Source organism: Kitasatospora sp. NPDC023176 (assembly GCF_055560495.1).
Map to the genome: position 1 here is coordinate 53,700 of NZ_JBVHIP010000031.1, position 21,218 is coordinate 74,917.

Here is a 21,218-nt window from a genome sequence, read left to right on the forward strand (position 1 = left end):
CGCGGTCTGGTATGACTTCGCCTGGGCAAATCGACGCCCCACGAGACCAGGGGGGAACCTGTGCAGAGAAACAAGCGCGCATTCCGCGCCGTATCAGCGATGGCCACGTCCGCCGCGCTTGCCGTGCTGGCCACCGCGCTGACCGTCACACCGGCGGCCGCGGCCGAATCATCGACGGCCACCACCGCCCAGAGCACGGATTCGGCGTCCGGGCTCAACCTGCTCCTGCGAGCGGACCCCTGGAAGATCATCCAGACCCGGCGGGCGCCGGACGGGTCCTGGGACCAGGTCCGGGAGGTCCCCCAGATCGCCGGCCTCTGGTACTGGAGCCTGGCGGTCGACGGTGGCCGGCTCCGGATGTTCGGGGCCCAGATGGCCGGGCAGGGGTTCCACTACGTCCAGTCTGCCCAGAACCCCGACGGCACCTGGGCCCCGGTCTCCGACATGACCGGCCTCACCGACCTTCCGCACGACCCGCAGTACCCCTGGATGGGCCGGATCACCGCGACCAGGGTGGCGGGCCGGCTTCAGGTCGCCGCGGTCGACGGCTCCGGCCGGGTCGTCCACACCATCGAGCGCCCGGACGGCACCTGGCAGCCCTGGGGGACGGTGAGCGCGTCCTCGGGCCTGGGCTCGGGCCAGTTCTCCAGCCTGTCCGCGGCGGAGGTGAACGGTGAACTCCAGCTGGTCGGCACCACGTCGGCGGGCGAAGTGCTGCACACCATCCGCCATGCCGATGGCACCTGGAGCACCTGGGGCAGTGTGCTGGGCGCGACCGGCACGCCCTCCCCGTGGGGGACGCCGACGGACGTCGTCGCGGCGAGCTTCGACGGCGCCCTGCAGGTCGTGGTCACGGACAACAGCCAGGCCGGCTTCTACCACACGATCCGCAACGCCGACGGCACCTGGAACCGATGGGGGGACATCGGCTCCCAGGTCCACTTCGATCGGGCCGGTTTCCGCGGCTTCACGATGGGCGGTGTCGACGGCGCGAACGTGGGCGGTGAGCTGCAGCTGGTCTTCGAGTCCGGTGACAACTCCGGCTCGCTCTACCACACGATCCGTCACGCCGACGGCAGTTGGGCGCAGGCCGGACTGGTCCAGCGGGCCGTCGACCTCTCGGCCTGGCGCCCGGTCAGCTACGGGGCAGCCGCCGCGGGGTGACCCTGCCCCTGGCATCACACCCGTGAGCACGACGGCACCCCGGCCCTCCTCAGGGCCGGGGTGCTGCCCGGCGGCTGGGTGGTCAAGGTGTGATCGCCTTCGCGGTGCCGGCGGTCACGCACTCACCTGGTGGCGGTGCCGTCCACGGGCGGGGGGTTCGGGGCGGGGGGTCGGGGCGGGGTCCCCGGGCCTCGTTCGTCCCCGTGTCGGGGACGGCGATGCGGACCGGGGTGGGCGGGCGGAGCTGCCTGGTGTCAGAAGGCGTTCAGGGCGGCTTCGACCAGCGTTGCCACCGGCACGAGTGCCTGACGCTGTGTCAGGCCGTCCTGGATCACGTTCTGGTACACGACGGCGAAGCTCCTGCTCCGCACGGTGTCGGTGACGAGGATTCCCTCGGACAGCACGGTCCGGCCGGTTTTCAGCGAGCCGATGCCGACCTTGCCGTGGGTGGCGGTGAACTGTCCGCCGGGGGGCCAGATCGGCGGGGCGGTGGACGGGAACAGTTTGCCGGCGCGGGCCATGAGTGCCTTCATGCCCTGGCTGCTCGTCGGGCCGACGAGTTTGTCGTCCGCGAGCAGTGTCAGCAGTCTCGCGAGCTGCCGTGCGGTGGTGCCCTGGGCGGTGTCGACGTCGTTGACGCACGGGATGCGCGCGGCCGGCCAGATCCCGGCGTAGTCGCCCGCCAGCCACAGCCCCTGGGAGGAGGCGCCGTCGAAGAGGCCGCCGTCGGCGAGCTTGCCGTCGAGGTACGGGTAGCCCAGGCCGTGGATCGTCGTGGTGGCTCCCGGGTCGTTCTGCTGCACCATCATGTCTTCGAGGGCGGCCACCTGCGCCGCGGTGAAGTCGACCGTGAAGTCCCCACCAGGAGCGCCGAGTTGGAGGACAGCCGAGTAGTCCGGCCGCCTGTTCTTGTCCTCGGCGCGCAGCGTCGTCGACGTGTTGATCTGGGACGGTGTGTGGGTGGCGATGTCCGGGTCGAAGGTGGCTTCGAGTGCGGCCTCGATGTCCGGCCAGGCGGTCAGTGCCTGGTCGGTGGCCAGTTGGTCGGCGCTCGCTCGCAGGTCGAAGGCGGTGTACATCGCCGAGGTCTTGAGCAGGCTGGCCGAGTAGCACTCGTCCTGGTCCCGGATCGCCGCCCAGGGGTGGTTGAGCCCGCCCTCGAATCCGGTCAGTGCGACGACGATGACGGCCAGGTCGTCGACCGTCGGGGTGCCGGCGTCCGAGAGCTGTTGCCGTGTGGTGTTGAGGGCGTCCTGCATGGGCGGGTTGTTGTTGAACGCGAGCGGGTCGTCGACGGGGCCGGTGAAGAGAGGCATGACGGTTCCTCGGCATTCTGGATCCGTGGGTGCGACGCGGTCGGCGACTCGAGGCGTCCTTCTCACGTCCGGCGCACCGGCCCGCGCTCCGCACGGGCTGCCATGTCCAGCGTCACCCGTTCGGCGGACACGCGCAACCCGGCGGGGCCGTGCCGATTCGGGGGTGCGGCCGTCGGGCGGGTGTGGGCGGAGGTCGGCCGGCAGGCGCCGGGGGGCCAGCGCAGCCACCCCGGCGACACCGCCGACCATCAGGCGTCCGCGACCTCACACGGGTCCGAGAAGCCGTACTCGCGCGAGTGTCATGCCGGGGGCTTCTGCAGCCAGTCCGCCTCGGTGGTCCAGAACATCTGGCGCGCACCGAGGTAGTCGTGGGCGAAGTCCGTGAACCGTTCGCGGGTGTACGGCTGACCGGTCCTGGGGTCCTTGGCGTTGATGTCGGGTTCCTGGACGGCCATCGCGACGAGGGGGAGGGCGTTCTTGTACTCGTGGAGGAACTTGTAGGAGTTCTCCATCTGGTACGGGCGGTCCGGCAGGGTGTCCGGTCCTCCGATGCCGATCTTGTCGGCCCTGGCGAGGTCGAACATTTCCCTCATGCGCTTGTGGTCGTCGTCATCCGGCAGGAAGTTGACGTACTGGATGAACTGCGTCCTGGCGAAGACCTTCTTGCCGTAGCGCATGTTGTCGATCTCGGCATCGATGTAGGAGCCGGAGGTGTACGCGGTCTGATCATTCGCGGTGTCCACCTCGACCGCGGTCTCCGGAAGGTTCACCCCGGCGAGCTTGCCGTCGAACTTCTCCGCCATCGCCTTCAGCATGGCCTGGAAGTCCGCTCGCACCTGCTGGTTCCACTGCGCGACCACGGCCCCGTGGGTGGTGGGGTTGTCGGGGTTCTCATCGACCGTCGGCGCGAGTCCGCCCTCGTCCTTCACATACTGAGGGACGTTGGCGTCCTTCAGGGCCACATCGAAGAACCGGTCCTGCACCTGGACGAACAGCTTCTTGTGGCGTTCCTGGAGATACCGCAGGGCACCGTCCAGTCGCGACCACGTGTATTCGCCCTTCTTCCCCTCAAGAGCCTTCCAGGGTGCCACGACCTGTACGCCGCCGATGTCCGGACGGTCGATCATGGCCTTGACCTTCGGGTCCTGGCCGGACGTGGCATCCTCGAAGGCGCCGAGCGACATGTACAGATTGGCCGTCACCTTGCTGTGGGACACCGAGGCGGCGGGCCTGCCGGGGGCGGGGGCCGCGGCGGCCACTCCGACGGTGGTCGTCAAGGCCAGGGCTGTGAGGGCGACAGATCCGACTGCACCACGCTGCATCATCATGAACGAGACGCTAGGGGAAGCATTCTAAGAAGAGTTTAAGAGCGTCCGTCGTCACTCCCGGCGTTGGCACCCACCGTCACCGGAGCTGACGCCCAGTCATGAAGTGGCGCATTTCTCGCGTTCCACCTCCACCCCGCACCCGGCGACGCCTCCTGAGGACGCCATCGGCGCGACGCCGTCACCCCCCGCCCGCCGTCACCCCCGCCCGCCGGGACCGGCAGCGAGGCGGCCGAGCATCGCCATCACGGTGATCCGCAGCTTCTTGTCGTTCGTCACCGCGCAGTGGGCGTCGACGCCCCGCTCGTCCGGTGCCTCATCCGGATCGGCCAGGCCCAACCGGATCAGGTCGACGGCGTACTCCTGGCACCGGGAGTAGCCCTCCGCGGCGCTCACCGCCTCGACGTGGTCGATGCGGCCCGGGTCCTCGGCGCGCAGCAGCGCCGGGGTGGGCACGGGGCCCAGCACCTCCCCGATCCACTCCGAGACGGCCTCCCGGGGGCAGCCCCGCTCCAACTCGGAAGCGGACGCGGCGGTCAGCGCCAGGTGGACGAGGAGCGATCCGAACCACCGGGCGGCCTCGGCCGGCGGGGTGTCCCCGCCCGCCGGGGGCATCACGGCCTGGTACAGCGCGGCCAGATCATCGGCACCCGCGGCGGCGACGACCGCCTTCACGGCACTGCCGAGGGCGGCCTGGTCGGTGGTCACGGCGGTGGTCCTCCCCGTAGTCGGCAGCCGTCAACTTACCGCTCCCCTGGGGGGATCGGTGGGATTTGGCGATTCGACCGCAAGGAGGCCTCCCGGTCGGGTAGAGCACCCGCCCGTGGGCCGTCCCGGGATGGGGCGGCTTTCCCTCGTTCGCCCGCACACCAGGGTGCCGGCGCGCCGGCGGCCCGGAGAACGACGCTCGCCGGACGCTTCCCTGGCACTTCGTCCCGTAGTGAAGTCGGGCGCGGGCTCCTGGGCGGTGACGACGCCGGCCGCGGAGGCGGATGCGGCCGACCGGCCCGGCACTGTCGGGTGCCGGGCCGGTCGTGGGCCGGCGCTGCGGGGCGGCCGTCAGCGGTTCGGGTGGTTCCCCGCCCACACGGCGGGGGTGCGGTCCGACCACGGGGCGGCCTGTTCGAGTTGTCCCGCGAGGCGGAAGAGGCGGCCCTCGCGCCCGTGGCCGGCGGCGAACTGCATGCCGACCGGGAGCCCCGTTGCGGTGTCGGCCGTCACCGGCACCGACATGGCGGGCGTGCCCGCCACGTTGAACGCCGCGGTGAAGGGCGAGAGGTCGAACAGCCGGCGGAGCCAGCCGGGGCCGTCCAGCGCCTCCGCGCCGCGGCCGTGGGTGCCCAGGGGCACCGGCAGGTCCGGCACGGTCGGGGTGAGCAGGACGTCGTACGCGTCGAAGAACCGCGCCAGGGTGCGGGAGACCCGGTTGCGGACGGCCAGCGCGGTCACCAGCTCGGTGCCGGTGACCCGGCGTCCGTAGTGGTAGCTGGCGAGGATCGGCGGTTCGAGGGTCGAGAAGTCGACCGGCCGGCCGGTGGCGGCGGCCAGTTCGTCGACCGACACCGCGAGGTTGGCCGCCCACTGGCGGGCGTTGGCCAGGACGAACTCCTCCCAGCCGACCCCGAGTTCGGGTTCGGCCTGCTCCACCCGGTGATCGAGGGACTCCAGCAGGCGCACCGTGCGGGACAGCGCGTCGGCCACCGGCGGCGCGGTGCGGTGGCCGCCCCAGGCCTGGGCCAGGACGCCGATCCGCAGGGAGCCCGGATCCCGGGTGACCTCCTGCGCGTACGGGCGGGCCGGTTGCGGGGCGACGTAGGGGTCGCCCGGCTCCGGGCCGCTGACCAGGTCGAGCAGGACCGCACTGTCGCGCACGGTGCGGCTGACGCTGCCGTGCACGGCCAGGCCGTTGAAGATCTCGTCGGCGGTGGGACCGACGGGTATCCGGCCGCGGGTCGGCTTCAGCCCGAACAAGCCGTTGTAGGCGGCGGGGATGCGGATCGAGCCCGCCGCGTCGGTGGCGTGTGCGAGCGGCACGATCCCGGCGGCCACGGCCGCGCCCGCGCCCCCGCTGGAGCCGCCGGCGCTGCGGGTGAGGTCCCAGGGGTTGCGGGTCGGGCCGTACAGCACGGGTTCGGTCGTGGTGCTGTAGGCCATCTCCGGGGTCGCGGTGCGCCCGAAGGTGACGAGGCCGGCACGGCGGAAGCGGGACATCAGGGTCGAGTCGGCGGTGGCGACGGTCCCGGCCGCGAGGCGGCTGCCGAGATCCGTGCGCCGGCCCGCCATGGTGATCCCGAGGTCCTTGATCAGGAAGGGGACTCCCGCCAGCGGTGCGCTGCCGGGGCGGGGCTCGTCGTCGGCCGGCCAGGTCTCCACGACGGCGTTGAGCCGCGGGTCGACGGCCTGCGCGGCCTCCCGGGCGGCCGCTTCCACTTCTGCGGGGGTCACCTGGCCCCGGGTGATCAGGTCGGCGAGTCCGACCGCGTCGAAGCTCACGTACTCCTTGACGTCCAACTGGGTCACTCCTGGAATCGAGAACGGTACCGCTCAGTCTTTGACGATACCGATCGGTATCGTGCGGAACGGACTGGTACCGTAACAGGAAGTGCAGGGAGCGGAAGACCAGCAAGCGGCCGGAGGCCAGGAACAGCCATGACATCGCCCGCCAGACGACCGAGCCGGGTGGCGAAACTGCCGCCGCGCGAGCGCATCCTCGACGCCGCGGAGGAGCTCTTCCAGAGCGAGGGGATCCGGCGGGTGGGCGTCCAGGCGATCGCCGAGAAGGCCGAGACGACCAAGATGGCGATCTACCGTCACTTCGAGACCAAGGACGCCCTGGTCGCGGAGTGGCTGCGGATCGTCGCCGCCGACTACCAGGCGGCGTTCGACCGGGTCGAGGCCGAGCACCCCGGCCGGCCCAGGGAACAGATCCTCGGCCTGGCCCGCTTCATCGCCGAGGGACTGCCGGCCGTCTCGCACCGGGGCTGCCCCTTCATCAACTCCATCGCCGAGCTGCCCGACCGCTCCCACCCCGCGCGGCAGGTGATCGAACGGCACAAGGAGCGCCAGACCCGCCGGCTCGTCGGCATGTGCGCGCAGGCCGGGCTGCCCGACCCCGAGCAGACGGCGGCCGAGATCACCTTCGCCCTCGAAGGCGCGCAGGTCAGCACGCAGAACAGCAGCGTCGACCGGACCGGGGAGCGCCTGATGCGGATCGTCGAGGGGATCGTGGACCGGGCCGCGGCCTGCCCACCGATCACCCGCTGACACCGGCAGGGCCCGTCCGGGCTCGGCTTCTCCGGCGTCCCGGACCTGCGGAAGGGCCCGCCCCCGATGGTGGGGGGCGGGCCCTGGGTGAGGCGGGGTGAGGCAGGGTGAGGCGGGGCGTCCTGCCGGGGGCGGGCGCCGCTACTGCGGGGTCACGTAGGCGCCGGAGATGCCGCCGTCGACGAGGAAGGTGTTGGCGGTCATGAAGGAGGAGTCGTCGGAGGCGAGGAAGGCCACCGCGGCGGCGATCTCCTCGGGCTCGGCGAAGCGGCCCAGCGGGATGTGGACCAGGCGGCGGGCGGCCCGCTCCGGGTCCTTGGCGAAGAGTTCCCGCAGCAGCGGGGTGTTCACCGGGCCGGGGCACAGGGCGTTGACGCGGATGCCCTCGCGGGCGAACTGCACGCCCAGCTCGCGGGACATGGCCAGCACGCCGCCCTTGGAGGCGCTGTAGGAGATCTGGGAGGTGGCCGCGCCCATCACGGCGACGAACGACGCGGTGTTGATGATCGAGCCCTTGCCCTGGCGCTGCATGTGCGGGATCGCGTACTTGCAGCACAGGTAGACGCTGGTGAGGTTGACCTCCTGGACGCGCTTCCAGGCCTCCAGGCCGGTGGTGAGGATGGAGTCGTCGTCCGGCGGGGAGATGCCCGCGTTGTTGAAGGTGATGTCGAGGCGTCCGTACTCGTCGACGGCCCGCTGGAAGAGGTCGCGCACCGCGGCCTCGTCGGTGACGTCGGCCTGGATGAACAGGCCGCCGACCTCGTTCGCGGCCTTGGCGCCGGTCTCGGGGTCGAGGTCGACGCAGACCACCTTCGCGCCCTCGGCGGCGAAGCGGCGGGCGGTCGCCAGGCCGATGCCGCTGCCGGCGCCGGTGATGACGGCCACGCGGCCGTCGAGTCGCTGGGTCATGCTGATCATTCCTCCGTGGAGATGAAGACGTTCTTGGTCTGGGTGAAGGCGTCGAGGGCGTCCGGGCCGAGTTCACGGCCGAGTCCGGACTGCTTGAAGCCGCCGAACGGCGTGGTGTAGCGCACCGAGGAGTGCGAGTTGACGGAGAGGTTGCCGGCCTCGACGCCGCGCGAGACCCGCAGGGCGCGGCCGAGGTCCCTGGTCCAGATGGAGCCGGACAGGCCGTACTCGGTGGCGTTGGCGATGCGCAGGGCGTCCTGTTCGTCGCGGAACGGGACGACGGCGACGACCGGGCCGAAGATCTCCTCGGTGAAGGCGCGGTCGTCGTGCCGCACGGGCGCGAGGACGGTCGGCGGGTACCAGAAGCCGGGCCCGTCGGGGGCGCTGCCGCGGAAGGCGACGGCCGAGGTGTCCGGGACGTAGGAGGAGACCCGCTCGCGGTGGGCGGCCGAGATCAGCGGGCCCATCTCGGTCTTCTCGTCGCTCGGGTCGCCGACCCGCACGCCGCGCACGGCCGGCTCCAGCAGCGCCATGAAGTCGTCGAACACGGACGCCTCGACGAGGATCCGGGAGCGGGCGCAGCAGTCCTGGCCGGCGTTGTCGAAGACGGCGTAGGGCGCGGTCGCGGCGGCCTTGGCGAGGTCGGCGTCGGCGAAGACGATGTTGGCGCTCTTGCCGCCGAGTTCGAGGGTGACGGGCTTCACCTGGGCGGCGCAGCCCGCCATGATCTCCTTGCCGACCCGGGTCGAGCCGGTGAAGACGACCTTGCGCACGTCGGGGTGGGTGACGAAGCGCTGTCCGACGACCGGGCCGCGGCCGGGCAGGACCTGGAGCACGCCCTCGGGGATCCCGGCCGCCAGGGCGAGTTCGGCCAGGCGCAGCGCGGTGAGCGGGGTGAGTTCGGCCGGTTTGACGATGACGGTGTTGCCGGCGGCGAGCGCCGGGGCGAGGGCCCAGGCGGCGATCGGCATGGGGAAGTTCCAGGGCACGATGACCCCGACGACGCCGATCGGTTCCTGGAAGGTGACGTCGAGGCCGCCGGCGACGGGGATCTGCCGGCCGAACAGCCGCTCGGGGGCGGCGGCGTAGTACTCGATGACGTCCCGCGCGTTGCCCGCCTCCCAGCGGGCGTTGCCGATGGTGTGCCCGGCGTTGGCGACCTCCAGGGCGGCGAGGTGCTCGCGGTCGGCGTCGACGGCGGCGGCGAAGGCGCGCAGCAGCCGGGCGCGGTCGGCGGGGGCCACCCGGCGCCAGGTGTCGAAGGCGGCGCGGGCGCGGGCGACGGCGGCGTCGGTCTCGGCGGGGCCGGCGAGTTCGACGGTGGTGATCACCTCCTCGGTGGCGGGGTTGACGACCTCGAAGAGGTCCGGTTCGGTCATCGGGCGGTCTCCCTCTGGCTGGCGGTGATGAACGCGTGGAACAGGCGCGGGTCGTCGGGGTCGGTCTCCGGGTGCCACTGGACGCCCAGGGCGAAGCGGTGGCCGGTGAGTTCGAGTGCCTCGACGGTGCCGTCGGCGCTGTGGGCGGTGGCCCGCAGGCCGGTGCCGATCCGGTCGACGGCCTGGTGGTGGTAGCAGGAGACCTCGGTGACGGGCCCCAGGACGGCGGCGATCCGGCTGCCGTGCGCCGGGGTGACCCGGTGGCGGACGAAGCGGGCGGGGGCGATCTGGTGGCTGTCGTCGGGCAGGTGCTGGAGGAGGGTGCCGCCGAGTTCGACGTTGAGCAGTTGCATGCCTCGGCAGACGCCGAGGACCGGCAGGTCCCGGGCGAGGGCGGCGCGCAGCAGCCGGCTCTCCCAGTCGTCGCGGGCGTGGTGGGGCGGGCCGGTGCGGGGGTGGGGGGCGGCCGCGTAGCGGGCCGGGTCGACGTCCGGTCCGCCGGTGAGGACGAGTCCGTCGAGGGCGTCGAGGAGGTGGCCGGCCGCGCCGGGCTGGGGCGGCAGCAGGACCGGGGTGCCGCCCGCGCGGGCGATGGCGTCGACGTACGTCTGGGGTACGAGGGCGGCGCGCTGGTTCCAGACGGACCAGGCGGCGGCGTCCTGGTAGGTGCTGATGCCGATGAGCGGTCGTCGGCGGTCGTCGGGGCCGGTCGCGTCGGGGCCGGTCGCGTCGGGGCCGGTCGTGTCGGTGGCGGTCACGTCGGTGGCGGTCACGTCGGTGGCGGTCACAGTCGCTCGAATCCGCGGCGCCGCTCCCAGTCGGTCACCGCCCGCTGGTAGGAGGCGAGTTCGGTGCGTCCGGCGTGGGTGTAGTGCCGCACGACGTCCTTGCCGAAGGCCTCGGTGGCGACGGTGCTGCGCTCGAAGGCGTCGACCGCGTCGCGCAGGGTGGCGGGCACCCGGGGCGCGTCGGAGGTGTAGGCGTTTCCGGTGAACTCCGGCTGGAGTTGCAGCTGTTGCTCGACGCCGTGCAGTCCCGCGGCGATCAGGGCGGCGACCGCGAGGTAGGGGTTGACGTCGCCGCCGGGGACGCGGTTCTCGAAGCGCAGCGACGGGCCGTGGCCGACGACGCGCAGGGCGCAGGTGCGGTTGTCGCGGCCCCAGGCGATGGCGGTGGGCGCGAAGCTGCCGGGGACGTAGCGCTTGTAGGAGTTGACGGTGGGGGCGAACAGCAGGGCGAAGTCGGCGAGGCAGGCGAGCTGGCCGGCGAGGAAGTGCTCCATGGTGCGGGAGAAGCCGTGCGGGCGGTCTCCGGCGAACACCGGGGTGCCCTGCTCGTCACGCAGGCTCAGGTGGATGTGGCAGGAGTTGCCCTCGCGTTCGTCGTACTTGGCCATGAACGTGAGGCTGCAGCCCTCCTGGGCGGCGATCTCCTTGGCACCGGTCTTGTAGACGGTGTGGTTGTCGCAGGTGGTGAGGGCGTCGGCGTACTTGAAGGCGATCTCGTGCTGGCCGAGGTTGCACTCGCCCTTGGCGGACTCGACGGTGAGGCCGGCGCCGGCCATGCCGTTGCGCAGGCGGCGCAGCAGGGGTTCGATGCGCCCGGTGCCGAGGATGGAGTAGTCGACGTTGTACTGGTTGGCCGGGGTGAGCCGGGTGTAGTCCTTGTCCCAGGCCTGTTCGTAGCTGTCCCGGAAGACGATGAACTCCAGTTCGGTGGCGGCCTGGGCCTGCCAGCCGTGGCCGGCCAGGCGGTCGAGCTGGCGCTGGAGGACCTGGCGCGGGGAGACGGCGACCGGGGTGCCGTCGTGGTGGACGACGTCGCACTGGACCATGACGGTGGCGGGGTGCCAGGGGACGGAGCGCAGGGTGGCGAGGTCGGGGCGCAGCGTCAGGTCGCCGTAGCCGTTCTCCCAGGAGGAGACCTCGTACCCGTCGACGGTGTTCATGTCGACGTCGACGGCCAGCAGGTAGCCGCAGCCCTCCGCGGCGCCGGTCACGACGTCGTCCAGGAAGTACTCGGCGGCGACGCGTTTGCCCTGGAGGCGCCCCTGCATGTCGGTCATGGCGAGCACGACGGTGTCGACGGACCCGTCGGCGACGCGGGTGCGCAGTTCGTCGAGGGTGAGCCGGGGGGTGGTCATCGGGTCTCCGGATCGGTGTCGGGGGTGGGCGGCTGCGGGCTGGTCATCGGGGCTCCGGTCCGGGGACCGGGGCGTCGGGCGCGTAGGGCTTGGACGGCGCGGACGGCGCGGCGCTGATGTGCGGCCCGGTGAACCAGTGCCGGGCGGAGGCCAGCCACCACACGCCGGCGAAGCCGCCCACGACGGCCACGGCGACCGGGGTGTAGTTGAAGCTCTCGGCGGTGATCGGGCTGGCGGTGGGCAGCATGAACAGGACGCTGATCACCGCCGTCCAGACGACGGCGACGACGCCGATCGGCCGGCTCCAGCGGCCCAGGTGCCAGGGGCCGCGCGGGAAGTCCTCGCCCTGGCGCAGCCGCAGGTACACCGGGATGACGTAGGAGATGTAGAGGCCGATGACGGAGATCGAGGTCACGGCCGTGTAGGCGGTGTTGTTCCAGAGCGCGGGCAGTCCCAGCAGCAGGGCGCCGCCGGTGGCCAGCCAGACCGCGTTGGTCGGGGTCTGGGTGCGCGGGGAGATGCGGTGCCAGAGGCGGGAGCCGGGCAGCGCGCCGTCGCGGGAGAAGGCGTAGATCATGCGCGAGTTGGCGGTGACGGAGGCCATGCCGCAGAAGAACTGGGCGCCGATGACGATGAGCAGCAGGAACTGGGCACCGCCGGAGCCGATCGCGTCGATGAAGATCTGCGCGGGCGGGACCTGGGTGTCGCTGTTGAGCGCGCCGTCGTAGTCGCGGATCGCGAAGGTGATGCCGAGCAGCAGGATCCAGCCCGCGACCAGGGAGACGGTGATGGCGTTGACGATGCCGCGGGGGCCGGAGCGGGCGGCGTCCTGGGTCTCCTCGGTCATGTGGGCGGAGGCGTCGTAGCCGGTGAGGGTGTACTGGGCCATCAGCAGGCCGAGCATCGCGACGTAGAACTGGCTGTGGAAGCCGGTCCGGTTGACGAAGTCGGTGAAGACGGAGGAGGCGGAGGCGTGCCGCTCGGGGAACAGCGCGAGCGCGCCGACGATGATCGCGACGCCGGCCAGGTGCCACCAGACGGAGACGCTGTTGAGGACGGCGACCAGGCGCACCCCGAAGGTGTTGAGCAGGCCGTGCGCCAGCAGGATGACCGCGAAGATCTCCATGGTGTGCGCGGGGGTGGCCGCGACGCCGTAGCGCAGGTCGAGGAAGGCGTTGGTGAAGAAGGCGGCGCCGTAGTCGACGCTGGCGGTCACCGCGACCTGGCCGAGGAAGTTGAACCAGCCGGTGAACCAGCTCCAGGCCGGGCCGCGGCTGCGGGTCAGCTTGGCGGACCAGTAGTAGAGCCCGCCGGCCGTCGGGTAGCTGGAGCAGATCTCGGCCATCGCGAGGCCGACGCAGAGCGTCAGCAGGCCGACCACCGGCCAGCCCCAGATGATCAGGGCCGGGCCGCCGGTCTTCATCCCCGTCCCGTAGAGGGTCAGGCAGCCGGACAGGATCGAGACGATGGAGAAGGAGACGGCGAAGTTGGAGAAGCCCGTCATCGAGCGGGCCAGCTCCTGGGTGTAGCCCAGCTCGCGGAGGCGTTGTTCGTCGGCGGAAACAGGGGAGGAATCCACCGGGAACACGGCGGGGCCAGGGTGGTCGGGTGAGCGTGCGTCGGTCATGGGCACCCCTGGGGGTTGAGGGTGTGCCGGGGTGCGCGCGGCCACGACGGCGTGGGCGCACCCGCCCCGGCGGCTTCGACGGTCGGACGGCTCTTCAATGGTCTAAAGTCAGACCATTGGGTGGGTGAGCAGCATCGTTCCGGCTGGACGGTGGCCACGTCAAGGGCAGGATGGGAATGAGTGCGGGATATCCGTGCGCAGGTACGATTCCGGCGTGGACGTGGACGTGACGCGTGAGCAGGCACGGCTCGACTGGGAGGCCGGGGCGATCTTCCGCCCGATCCGGACCGGCAACGCCTTCGAGGAGACCGTCGAACGGCTGCTCCAGGCGATCAAGCTCGGCGTCTTCGGCCCCGGCGACCGGCTGCCCGCCGAACGCGACCTCGCCGCCCGGCTCGGCGTCAGCCGCGAGACCCTGCGCGAGGCGCTCCGCACCCTCCAGCAGGCCGACTGCGTCGCACCCCGCCGCGGCCGCTACGGCGGAACCTTCGTCACCTACCGGATGCCCGAACCGGACGTCGCCGACCTGCGCCGCGCCGCCCGCGACCTCGGCGGCGCGCTGGAGGACGCGCTGACCTACCGGCAGGTCCTGGAGGTCGGGGCCGCCGAGGCCGCCGCCCGGCGCCCCCTCTCCCCCGAGCAGCGCGCCCACCTGGAGGACCGGCTGACCGAGCTGGACGCAGCCCCGGCGGAGCAGTACCGCCAGCTGGACTCGCGCTTCCACCTCGCCATCGGTGAACTCACCGGCTCACCCGCCCTCGCCGCGGCCATCGCCGAGGCCAGGATGCGCCTCAACGACCTGCTGAACGCGATCCCCATACTGGAGCGCAACATCGAGCACGCCGCCGAGCAGCACCGGGCGATGGTCCGGGCGATCCTCGACGGCGACGGCGACGGCGCCCGACGCGCCACCGAGGAACACCTCGCCGCGACGGCCTCACTGCTGCGGGGCTTCCTGGCCTGACACTCCCCCGGGACCACCGGCCGTCCAAACGCTCCAAGGCTCTGTTTCCACTGCACGGCACGGGAGGTGGTGCCACCGCCCGGTGGCACCACCTCCCCGGCGGACCGCTACTCGGTCAGCTGATCGACGGGTTGCCGGGCAGGCCGGGTGCCGGCTACCTCCAAGCCCTGGCGGAGATGGTCCAGCACGGCAGGGATCTCTTGCCACGATTGCCCGATGACCGCCTCTTCGCCGCGGCCCTGGCCCGACGCTGCTCCGAGCCGGGCGGTTCCGTGAACACGGGCCCCGCAGGGGATGCTTCTGGAAGACTGCTGCCGCATGATGCGGCGTCAGGGCAGGGAAGCCTGCGGGGTGGGGGGCCACTGTGGAACCGGTCTTGATCCTTCTGATCATTCTCGTGGTGCTGGTCTTCTGTTTCCTTGTCAAAGCGATCCAGATCGTCCCGAATGCCAGCGCCGTCGTCGTGGAGCGGTTCGGGCGCTACAGCCGCACGCTCGACGCCGGTCCGCACTTCGTGACCCCGTTGATCAACACCATTCGCAGTCGGGTCGACCTGCGCGAACAGAGCATGGCGATTGCACCGCAGGAGGTGACCACGCGGGACCACCGGCGCGTCGACATCGACGTGACCGTCGGGTACCAGGTGGCGGATGCGAGGGCCGCTGTCTACGGCGTGGACTCCTTCACCCGAGCGATCGAGCAGCTCGCTGTCGCTACGGTGCGTGGCACCGTCGACGGCATGGACCTGGAACCGGCTCTGACGTCCCGCGAGGTGATCAGCACGGTCCTGCGGAGTGCCCTCGACCGGGACGCAGTGCGCTGGGGCGTCGCGATCCGCCGCGTCGATTGCCGGGTGGCCGCCGCGTCCGGCCCGGTCACGGGCTCACCGGCGATGGAGGTTCACGCTGACCCGTACACGAGTCCCTTCGCTCCGAACGGCGGCAGCGCGGGGCCGCGGAATCCACCGCAGCCGCTCGCACGGACCAGCTGTGTCCCCGGGCACCGTCCGCTGGGGCAGGGCGATCCTCGCCGGATCGGCCGCTACAGCCTGACGGCGGTGCTGGGGCAAGGGGGGATGGGCACGGTCTATCTCGGCCAGTCGCCCGGCCGGCGCCTGGTCGCGGTCAAGGTCATCCGGTCGGAACTCGCCGAGGACCCGACCTTCCGGAGGCGGTTCGCCATCGAGATCAGCGCCGCGGGCCTCGTCGGCGGATTCCACACCGCGTCCGTGGTGGACGCCGACCCCCACGGTGACCCGCCGTGGCTTGCCACTGAGTACATCCCCGGCCCGTCACTGCAGGAGGTTCTCAAGCAGCAGGGCGCCATGCCCCCGAGGACCCTGCACACCCTGGCGGTCGGCGTCGCCGAAGCACTGGAGCGCATCCACGCCTGCGGCATCGTCCACCGCGACCTCAAGCCCGCCAACATCATCATCTCCGACTCAGGCCCTCGCATCATCGACTTCGGCATCGCCCGGGCTCTCGACAGCACCGGGCTCACCAGCACCAACTACGTGATCGGCACCGAGGGGTTCGTCGCCCCGGAACGGCTCACCGGTGGGGCGGTCACTGCTGCCGCGGATCTCTACGCCTTCGGCATGGTGCTGTGCCATGCCGCCGGAGCGGCGCCACTGGCGGCCGGTGAATCCCTGGCGTCCGCCGTCAGCCTGCTGCCCTCCCGGCTCGCCGGCACCGTCAACCGGTGCCTCGACCACGACCCCCGGCACCGCCCGACGGCCGCCGAGGTGCTCGAACTGCTTTCCCAGGACGACCTGTCGGCCGGAGACTGGCTGCCGCTCCCCGTGCGCACGATGGTCGACCTGTACAGCCCCTCGTCCGGCTCGGCACCATGAGCCGCCTGGCGGTGCACCGGCCTGATCCGTGAGGACGGGCCGCCGGGCGGGAGGGCGGGTGGGCGCACCGGGCGGTGTTCAGCGGCACAGGGTGCGCAGGGTGGGGAGGCAGTCCGCGGCCCGGCGCTGCGGGTCGGTGTCGGTGCCGGCCCAGGCGATCCGGGCGTCCGGGCGGATGAGCACGGCGGTGACGTCCCGCCAGAGCGCGTGCGCCGTCTCGGTGTCGACGGTTGCGGCGCGCCGCTCCAGGCCGTCCGTCGGGCACGGCGTCGTCGTCCCGCCGAGGTCCAGCAGCAGTGGTCGGCCGTGGTGCATCAGCGGGTGGGCGGTGGGTGCGCCGGCCGGGGTGTTCAGGGCGAGGCCGGCCAGCCGGGTGCCGTTCAGCGGGTGCCCGCCGGGCTCGGTGCCGGCGGGGAGCGGGTCGTCGAAGCCGGCGATCCGGCGGGCCCACTGGTGGTTGGTCCGTGGTTCGGCGAGTGCGGCGGACCAGACCTCGCGCAGGGCGATCTGCTCCGGGTTCGCCGCCGCGAACAGGGCGAGCTGCGCGCGGGTGTTGTCGATGACGGCGCGGGCCGCCGGGCGGCGTTCGGTGTCGTAGCTGTCGAGCAGTCCGTCGGGCGCCCGGCCCTGGAGGGTGGCGGCCAGCTTCCAGCCCAGGTTGGTGGCGTCCTGGATGCCGAGGTTCATGCCCTGCCCGCCGGCCGGGAAGAACATGTGCGCCGCGTCCCCGGCCACCAGCACCCGTCCGGCCCGGTACCGGGCGGCCTGGCGGGTGGCGTTGCCGTAGCGCGAGAGCCACCGGGGGTTGCGCAGGCCCAGGTCCCGTCCCAGCAGTGCGCGGGTCTGCTCGCGCACCTCCGCCAGGGTCAGCGGTTCGCCGGTGCCGCGGTGCATGGTGGCCGTGGACAGGCCCGCCAGCCGGTGGACGCCGTCGCCGATCGGGGCCGCCAGGAACGAGCCGCCCGGCCCGGTGGCGGCGAGCGGCCCGGTGGGCGGATCGTCGAGTTCGACGTCGGCGAGCCACCCGGTCATGGTGGTGTCCTGACCGGGGAAGTCGATGCCCGCCGCCTGGCGCACCGCGCTGCGCGTGCCGTCGCAGCCCACCACCCAGCGGGCCCGCACGGTCCGGTGGGTGCCGCCGGCCCGGATCACCACCTCGACGGCGTCCGGCCCCTGGGTGAGCGAGACGACCTCCTGCCCGCGCAGCACCCGGGCGCCCACGGCGACCGCGTGCTCCTCCAGGAGCTGCTCGGTGACGGACTGACCGAGCGCCAGCATGAAGGGGTGGACCGCCCCGACCGCGGAGAAGTCCAGCCGGGTGGTCGCCGCGCCGAAGTGGCCGGTCGGCACCGGGGTGCCGCGTTCGATGAACCGCTGCGCGAGGCCGCGGGTGGCGAAGGTGTCCAGCGTGCCGGCCTGCAGGCCGACCGCGCGCGACCGCCCGTCCGGTGCCGCCCGGCGTTCCACGACGGCCACCTCCACCCCGTGCAGGCGCAACTCCGCGGCGAGCCAGAGCCCTACCGGGCCGGCCCCGGCGATGAGCACGTCGAGCATGACAACCACTTCCTCTCACTGCTGGGACGATGCGCCGGGACCGGGCAGCCTCGTGGCGCCGGGTGGGCGGGGTGGTCAGCGGGCGCTGCCGAGGTCCCGGTCGGCGTCGGCGCCCTCCAGCAGGAGGGTGGTCTCCTCGATGCGGCGGAAGCGGCCGTCGGGGGCGAACTCGGCGAAGAGGTAGACCTCCATGCGGACGGTGGAGCCGTCGGTCTTGGTGATCGTCATGGTGTGGCGGTCGGCGTAGCGGTCGCCGTCGGAGAGTTCGTCGTGGACCTCGACCGAGCCGCCGGCCACGACCGTGCGCAGGTGGGCGATGTGGGCGAGGAACTCGGTGCGGTTCGCCCAGCTTCCGTCGGTGCGCTGGCGGTAGTCGGGGGCGAAGTGCCGGTCGGCGGCCTCCTCGAGGACCAGGCCCGGGGTGAGGAGCAGGTCGGTCAGGGCGGCGCGGGCGTGGGTGCGGTTCACGGGGATTCCTTCGCTCGGATGCGGGAGTCGGCCCGTCGCGCATCAATCCGAGATGCGTGCTTCGGGCACGCTTGCCACTGTACAGGGAAAGCGTGTTTTACGCACGCAAATCTGGAACGGCCAAGGACTCGACAGGGCACGACACCCCAACGCCCCGCCCTCGGGCGGGCGGCCGGGTGCGGCCGGGCGGGCGGGCGGGCGGGCGGGCGACGGAGCTCGGCATCCTGACAGCGGGCCGCACCCGGCCGGAATCCAGGTCGAGGCGGTCAGCGGCCGGCGGCCCCGGCACGCTGGGCGTCGATGCGGGCATGGGCGTCCGGCCACCGGATCGGGAGCCGTTCGACCGGGGTGTCCCAGAAGGTGAAGGTGGACTCCCGCATGGTGGCGCGCAGGCCGGTCATGGTGCTGCGGTGGGGTTCGGCGGCGGCGAAGGCGTCCAGGGCCTCGCGGCTCTCCCAGGCGGACAGCGTCCAGAAGGTCCGCCGGAGCGGCCGGGCGATCAGCGAGGCACCCAACGCGCCTGGCGCGCTGCGCAGTTGGCGCCAGATGGCGAGCGACCGGACGAAGAAGCGCGGGACGTCGGCGAGCGAGCGGACCTCGAAGCGGGAGGCCATGACGACCGCCCGGGTGCCGGGGACGGCGGGGTTCGGGGTGATCCAGGGCAGGGTGGGCATGGCTGACTCTCCCCATCGGCGGAGGACGCCACATTGGGTAGTGGCACTATCTATGTTAGACAGTGCTGGTATCCAGATGCCAGGGGAAAGGACGAGTGCCGCCGGTGCGGATCTCCGAACTCAGCCGCCGCAGCGCGGTGCCGACCGCGACCATCAAGTACTACCTGCGGGAGGGCCTGCTGCCGCCCGGCCGGGCCACCGCCGCCACCCAGGCCGAGTACGACGAGAGCCACCTGCGCCGGCTGCGCCTGGTGCGGGCGCTGATCGGGGTGCGGGGGCTGAGCGTGAGCGCCACCCGCGAGGTGCTCGGCGCGGTGGCGGAACACGCGGGGCAGCGCCACCAGGTGCTCGGCCTGGTGCTCGGGGCCCGCCCGGTGGACGAGGAAGCGGAGCAGGCGCACGGGGAGCCGAAGCCGGGAACGGCGGAGGTGGACGCGCTGATCGGCGAACTCGGCTGGGAGGTCTCCGAGCACGCCCCCGCCCGGGCGGTACTCGGCGAGACCCTGGAGACCCTGCGCACGCTCGGCGCCGAACTCGACCCGGCGGCTCTGCGGGGCTACGCCGAACTGGCCGAGCGGACCGCCGTCCTGGACCTCGACCAGCTCGACCCGGCGGCCGACCCGCTGGAGCAGGCCGAACGGGCCCTGCTGCGGACCGTCCTCCTGGAACCGGCCCTGCTCGCCCTGCGACGGCTGGCCCAGGAGAACGAGTCCGCCCGGCGGGAGCGCTGAGCGCCACGACGACCGAACGGGCCGCCCGCCGAAACAGCCCCAGGACGGCAGCCGGCCTCGGCTCGCTGTCGATCGAACCCTCGGCCCTCGCGGTCCAGGACTCCAGCACCGAGGCCAACGCCCGGGTGATCCGGACCGCGTGCACGAACGACGCCGGGCAGTCCCGGCGCATCGAGGAGCGGCCGGGCGGCATGCGCTTCGTCAACGGCAACAACCGGCTGTGCCCCGCCGTCTCCTACGGCAGCAGCGCCCCGCACGCGCCCCTCGCGCAGTACCCGTGCGGGGCGCTGCTCCGCTACGGGGCCTGCGGCCCGCGCCGCTGATCCCGACGCCTGTGGGCCGTCCGCAGCAATGTGGCCCGCGCCCGCTTGCGCCTGCCGCCACGGCCCCTCCCCCAGGCCGAACAATCGGCCTGGTCGGGACACAGGGACCATTCCGAGTGGCAGTGAGGGGAACGAACCGATGGACGAAGCCGGTCGCCCGAGTCGTCGAGCGCTGCTCGCCGGCGGGCTGGTGAGCACCGCGTTCGCGCTCGCGGGATGCACGACGACCAGGGCGGACTCCCCCGCCCCCCTCGCCTCGCCGGCCTCGCCCACGGGCAGTGCCGCGCCGTCGTCGACACCGCAAGCACAGCCCACCACACCCGCCGCGGCGTTCACGAGGCTGATGGACGGCAACAGGCGCTGGGTCAGCGGAGACCTGCAACACCCCGACCGGGACCCGAACCGGCGTCAGCTGGTCGCCCAGGAGCAGGAGCCGTTCGGGTCGATCCTCTCGTGCATCGACTCGCGGGTCCCGCCCGAGCTCCTCTTCGACACCGGCCTCGGCGACCTGTACGTCATGCGCACGGGCGGTGAGGCGGTCAGCCCGGTGGTCACCGGGTCCGTCGAGTACGGGCCCATGACGAGCGGCACCCCCCTCATCGTGGTCCTCGGGCACCAGCGCTGCGGCGCGGTCAAGGCGGCGTACGAGTCCATCCGGGACGGCAAGCCGCTGCCCGGCAACCTGGACGCGATCGCCAAGGCCCTGCGGCCGGCGTACGACCAGGCGGTCCGGGAGGGCGGCGCCGACCCGGTCGAGACGATGTCCCGCGCCCAGGTCACCCTGACGGCAGCCGACCTGCGCTCCAACCCCGACCTGGCCCCCCTCGTGGCCAAGGGCACCCTGGCCGTCGTCGGCGCCTACTACTCCCTGGACACGGGCGTCGTGGAAGTCCTGTCCGGAGCACCCTGACCGGTCGGACGGGCCCCGGCCCACGGCCGACGGCACGTTCACCGGGCGCGGGCCGAGGCGCCGGCCGCCCGGCGAGCCGTGGTCGCCCTTACGAGACCGGCGTGGTCGAGGAACTGCGCCGCCGGACCGGGGCCGTCGGACCGGCCGTCACGTGCCGGATCTCACCGCTCTGCGGCACCATCCCGATCCCATGCACCGTCGTTTCCTCGCCTCGGTCCTGTGGCACCGACACCTCCTCACACCGGCCGACCGCGCCTCGGAGGTCGCCCAGGATGCCGACTTCCTGGCGTCCTGGGCGCAGGACGAGGCCGACGGACGCTGGGCGCCACCTGATTCGGCCCGGCACGGATGTGCGAGCGGGCGGGTGCGAGCGGGTGGGCCGCGAGCGGGTGGGTGCGACCCGCCGTTGTCAGCCCTGGGCGCTCAGCCAGCGGCGGACCGCGAAGCGCAGGCGGCCGGGGGCCGGGCGGCCGGTGAGGACCGCTTCGAAGCGGCGGCGGTCGCGGGCGGCCCGGAGCACCGCGAGGTCGTGGGTGCCGGGGGCGGGCGGGGCCGGTTCGGCGTGCTGGGCGGCACGGTAGCTGTCCAGGAGGTGCTGGTGCAGTGCGTTCATGC

Annotated in this window: 20 protein-coding genes; 7 read left to right on the forward strand and 13 right to left on the reverse strand. The window is 72.5% G+C overall.

Annotated elements, in window-relative coordinates:
* Nucleotides 1-99: 99 nt before the first annotated feature.
* Nucleotides 100-1,164, forward strand: coding sequence for a PLL family lectin (locus tag ACZ3YL_RS32315; protein WP_465660813.1), 1,065 nt, complete (start codon nt 100-102; stop codon nt 1,162-1,164).
* 254 nt (nt 1,165-1,418) lie between these two features.
* On the opposite strand, the gene ACZ3YL_RS32320 is transcribed toward ACZ3YL_RS32315, so the two are convergent.
* The 4 genes from ACZ3YL_RS32320 to ACZ3YL_RS32335 all read right to left on the reverse strand — a co-directional run bounded on the left by ACZ3YL_RS32320 (nt 1,419) and on the right by ACZ3YL_RS32335 (nt 6,316).
* Nucleotides 1,419-2,480 carry a hypothetical protein gene (locus ACZ3YL_RS32320; RefSeq protein ID WP_465660815.1) on the reverse strand — a complete coding sequence of 354 codons (1,062 nt, stop codon included), beginning with the start codon at nt 2,478-2,480 and terminating at the stop codon, nt 1,419-1,421.
* Between the two features lie 299 nt (nt 2,481-2,779).
* Entirely contained in the window at nt 2,780-3,757 is a 978-nt protein-coding gene (locus ACZ3YL_RS32325) for a hypothetical protein (protein WP_223243250.1), read from the reverse strand.
* Between the two features lie 246 nt (nt 3,758-4,003).
* Nucleotides 4,004-4,513, reverse strand: a complete 510-nt coding sequence (locus ACZ3YL_RS32330) for a hypothetical protein (protein WP_465660817.1) — start codon at nt 4,511-4,513, stop codon at nt 4,004-4,006.
* 351 nt (nt 4,514-4,864) lie between these two features.
* Nucleotides 4,865-6,316, reverse strand: coding sequence for an amidase (locus ACZ3YL_RS32335; RefSeq protein WP_465660872.1), 1,452 nt, complete (start codon nt 6,314-6,316; stop codon nt 4,865-4,867).
* Nucleotides 6,317-6,454: 138 nt separating this feature from the next.
* Between ACZ3YL_RS32335 and ACZ3YL_RS32340 the strand changes: the two genes are divergently transcribed.
* A complete protein-coding gene (locus tag ACZ3YL_RS32340) occupies nt 6,455-7,069 on the forward strand; it encodes a TetR/AcrR family transcriptional regulator (RefSeq protein ID WP_188308674.1) in 615 nt (204 codons plus the stop codon).
* A gap of 141 nt (nt 7,070-7,210) precedes the next feature.
* Here the strand turns inward: ACZ3YL_RS32340 and ACZ3YL_RS32345 are convergent, their stop codons facing one another.
* The 5 genes from ACZ3YL_RS32345 to ACZ3YL_RS32365 are packed head-to-tail and all read right to left on the reverse strand — an operon-like array spanning nt 7,211 to nt 13,127.
* Nucleotides 7,211-7,987 carry a 3-oxoacyl-ACP reductase gene (locus tag ACZ3YL_RS32345; RefSeq protein ID WP_223243251.1) on the reverse strand — a complete coding sequence of 259 codons (777 nt, stop codon included), beginning with the start codon at nt 7,985-7,987 and terminating at the stop codon, nt 7,211-7,213.
* On the reverse strand, nt 7,984-9,357 hold the full coding sequence (locus ACZ3YL_RS32350; protein ID WP_188308676.1) for an aldehyde dehydrogenase family protein: 1,374 nt from the start codon (nt 9,355-9,357) through the stop codon (nt 7,984-7,986). Before ACZ3YL_RS32350 ends, ACZ3YL_RS32345 begins: the two co-directional genes overlap by 4 nt.
* The gene (locus ACZ3YL_RS32355) at nt 9,354-10,145 is read right to left on the reverse strand and encodes a gamma-glutamyl-gamma-aminobutyrate hydrolase family protein (RefSeq protein WP_465660819.1); all 792 of its coding nucleotides are present in this window, start codon (nt 10,143-10,145) and stop codon (nt 9,354-9,356) included. The genes ACZ3YL_RS32350 and ACZ3YL_RS32355 overlap by 4 nt, the downstream gene beginning before the upstream one ends.
* The gene (locus tag ACZ3YL_RS32360) at nt 10,142-11,500 is read right to left on the reverse strand and encodes a glutamine synthetase family protein (protein ID WP_465660821.1); all 1,359 of its coding nucleotides are present in this window, start codon (nt 11,498-11,500) and stop codon (nt 10,142-10,144) included. Before ACZ3YL_RS32360 ends, ACZ3YL_RS32355 begins: the two co-directional genes overlap by 4 nt.
* A gap of 43 nt (nt 11,501-11,543) precedes the next feature.
* Entirely contained in the window at nt 11,544-13,127 is a 1,584-nt protein-coding gene (locus ACZ3YL_RS32365) for an amino acid permease (protein WP_465660823.1), read from the reverse strand.
* 214 nt (nt 13,128-13,341) lie between these two features.
* On the opposite strand from ACZ3YL_RS32365, the gene ACZ3YL_RS32370 reads away from it, so the two are divergent.
* Entirely contained in the window at nt 13,342-14,091 is a 750-nt protein-coding gene (locus ACZ3YL_RS32370) for a FadR/GntR family transcriptional regulator (RefSeq protein ID WP_317621402.1), read from the forward strand.
* 376 nt (nt 14,092-14,467) lie between these two features.
* Complete coding sequence (locus ACZ3YL_RS32375; RefSeq protein ID WP_465660825.1) at nt 14,468-15,943, forward strand: protein kinase domain-containing protein; 1,476 nt, start codon at nt 14,468-14,470, stop codon at nt 15,941-15,943.
* A 78-nt stretch (nt 15,944-16,021) separates the two neighbouring features.
* Here the strand turns inward: ACZ3YL_RS32375 and ACZ3YL_RS32380 are convergent, their stop codons facing one another.
* The 3 genes from ACZ3YL_RS32380 to ACZ3YL_RS32390 form a co-directional block, all read right to left on the reverse strand.
* A complete protein-coding gene (locus ACZ3YL_RS32380) occupies nt 16,022-17,497 on the reverse strand; it encodes an FAD-dependent monooxygenase (RefSeq protein ID WP_465660827.1) in 1,476 nt (491 codons plus the stop codon).
* A 75-nt stretch (nt 17,498-17,572) separates the two neighbouring features.
* On the reverse strand, nt 17,573-17,965 hold the full coding sequence (locus ACZ3YL_RS32385) for a nuclear transport factor 2 family protein (RefSeq protein ID WP_465660829.1): 393 nt from the start codon (nt 17,963-17,965) through the stop codon (nt 17,573-17,575).
* 266 nt (nt 17,966-18,231) lie between these two features.
* On the reverse strand, nt 18,232-18,639 hold the full coding sequence (locus tag ACZ3YL_RS32390; protein WP_188308681.1) for a DUF3291 domain-containing protein: 408 nt from the start codon (nt 18,637-18,639) through the stop codon (nt 18,232-18,234).
* Between the two features lie 104 nt (nt 18,640-18,743).
* On the opposite strand from ACZ3YL_RS32390, the gene ACZ3YL_RS32395 reads away from it, so the two are divergent.
* From ACZ3YL_RS32395 to ACZ3YL_RS32405, 3 genes are all read left to right on the forward strand, one after another.
* Nucleotides 18,744-19,370 carry a MerR family transcriptional regulator gene (locus ACZ3YL_RS32395; RefSeq protein ID WP_188308682.1) on the forward strand — a complete coding sequence of 209 codons (627 nt, stop codon included), beginning with the start codon at nt 18,744-18,746 and terminating at the stop codon, nt 19,368-19,370.
* Nucleotides 19,371-19,495: 125 nt separating this feature from the next.
* On the forward strand, nt 19,496-19,693 hold the full coding sequence (locus ACZ3YL_RS32400) for an RICIN domain-containing protein (protein ID WP_465660831.1): 198 nt from the start codon (nt 19,496-19,498) through the stop codon (nt 19,691-19,693).
* 139 nt (nt 19,694-19,832) lie between these two features.
* Nucleotides 19,833-20,603, forward strand: coding sequence for a carbonic anhydrase (locus ACZ3YL_RS32405; protein WP_188308684.1), 771 nt, complete (start codon nt 19,833-19,835; stop codon nt 20,601-20,603).
* A gap of 409 nt (nt 20,604-21,012) precedes the next feature.
* Here the strand turns inward: ACZ3YL_RS32405 and ACZ3YL_RS32410 are convergent, their stop codons facing one another.
* A complete protein-coding gene (locus ACZ3YL_RS32410; RefSeq protein WP_465660833.1) occupies nt 21,013-21,216 on the reverse strand; it encodes a hypothetical protein in 204 nt (67 codons plus the stop codon).
* Nucleotides 21,217-21,218: the final 2 nt, after the last annotated feature.

What these genes read in the sequence shown, in the direction of transcription:
- ACZ3YL_RS32315 (WP_465660813.1), top strand. Translation starts at nt 100, where the DNA reads ATGGCCACGTCCGCCGCGCTTGCCGTGCTGGCCACCGCGCTGACCGTC.
- ACZ3YL_RS32320 (WP_465660815.1), bottom strand. Translation starts at nt 2,480, where the DNA reads ATGCCTCTCTTCACCGGCCCCGTCGACGACCCGCTCGCGTTCAACAAC.
- ACZ3YL_RS32340 (WP_188308674.1), top strand. Translation starts at nt 6,455, where the DNA reads ATGACATCGCCCGCCAGACGACCGAGCCGGGTGGCGAAACTGCCGCCG.
- ACZ3YL_RS32345 (WP_223243251.1), bottom strand. Translation starts at nt 7,987, where the DNA reads ATGATCAGCATGACCCAGCGACTCGACGGCCGCGTGGCCGTCATCACC.
- ACZ3YL_RS32350 (WP_188308676.1), bottom strand. Translation starts at nt 9,357, where the DNA reads ATGACCGAACCGGACCTCTTCGAGGTCGTCAACCCCGCCACCGAGGAG.
- ACZ3YL_RS32360 (WP_465660821.1), bottom strand. Translation starts at nt 11,500, where the DNA reads ATGACCACCCCCCGGCTCACCCTCGACGAACTGCGCACCCGCGTCGCC.
- ACZ3YL_RS32365 (WP_465660823.1), bottom strand. Translation starts at nt 13,127, where the DNA reads ATGACCGACGCACGCTCACCCGACCACCCTGGCCCCGCCGTGTTCCCG.
- ACZ3YL_RS32380 (WP_465660827.1), bottom strand. Translation starts at nt 17,497, where the DNA reads ATGCTCGACGTGCTCATCGCCGGGGCCGGCCCGGTAGGGCTCTGGCTC.
- ACZ3YL_RS32390 (WP_188308681.1), bottom strand. Translation starts at nt 18,639, where the DNA reads ATGCCCACCCTGCCCTGGATCACCCCGAACCCCGCCGTCCCCGGCACC.
- ACZ3YL_RS32405 (WP_188308684.1), top strand. Translation starts at nt 19,833, where the DNA reads ATGGACGAAGCCGGTCGCCCGAGTCGTCGAGCGCTGCTCGCCGGCGGG.
- ACZ3YL_RS32410 (WP_465660833.1), bottom strand. Translation starts at nt 21,216, where the DNA reads ATGAACGCACTGCACCAGCACCTCCTGGACAGCTACCGTGCCGCCCAG.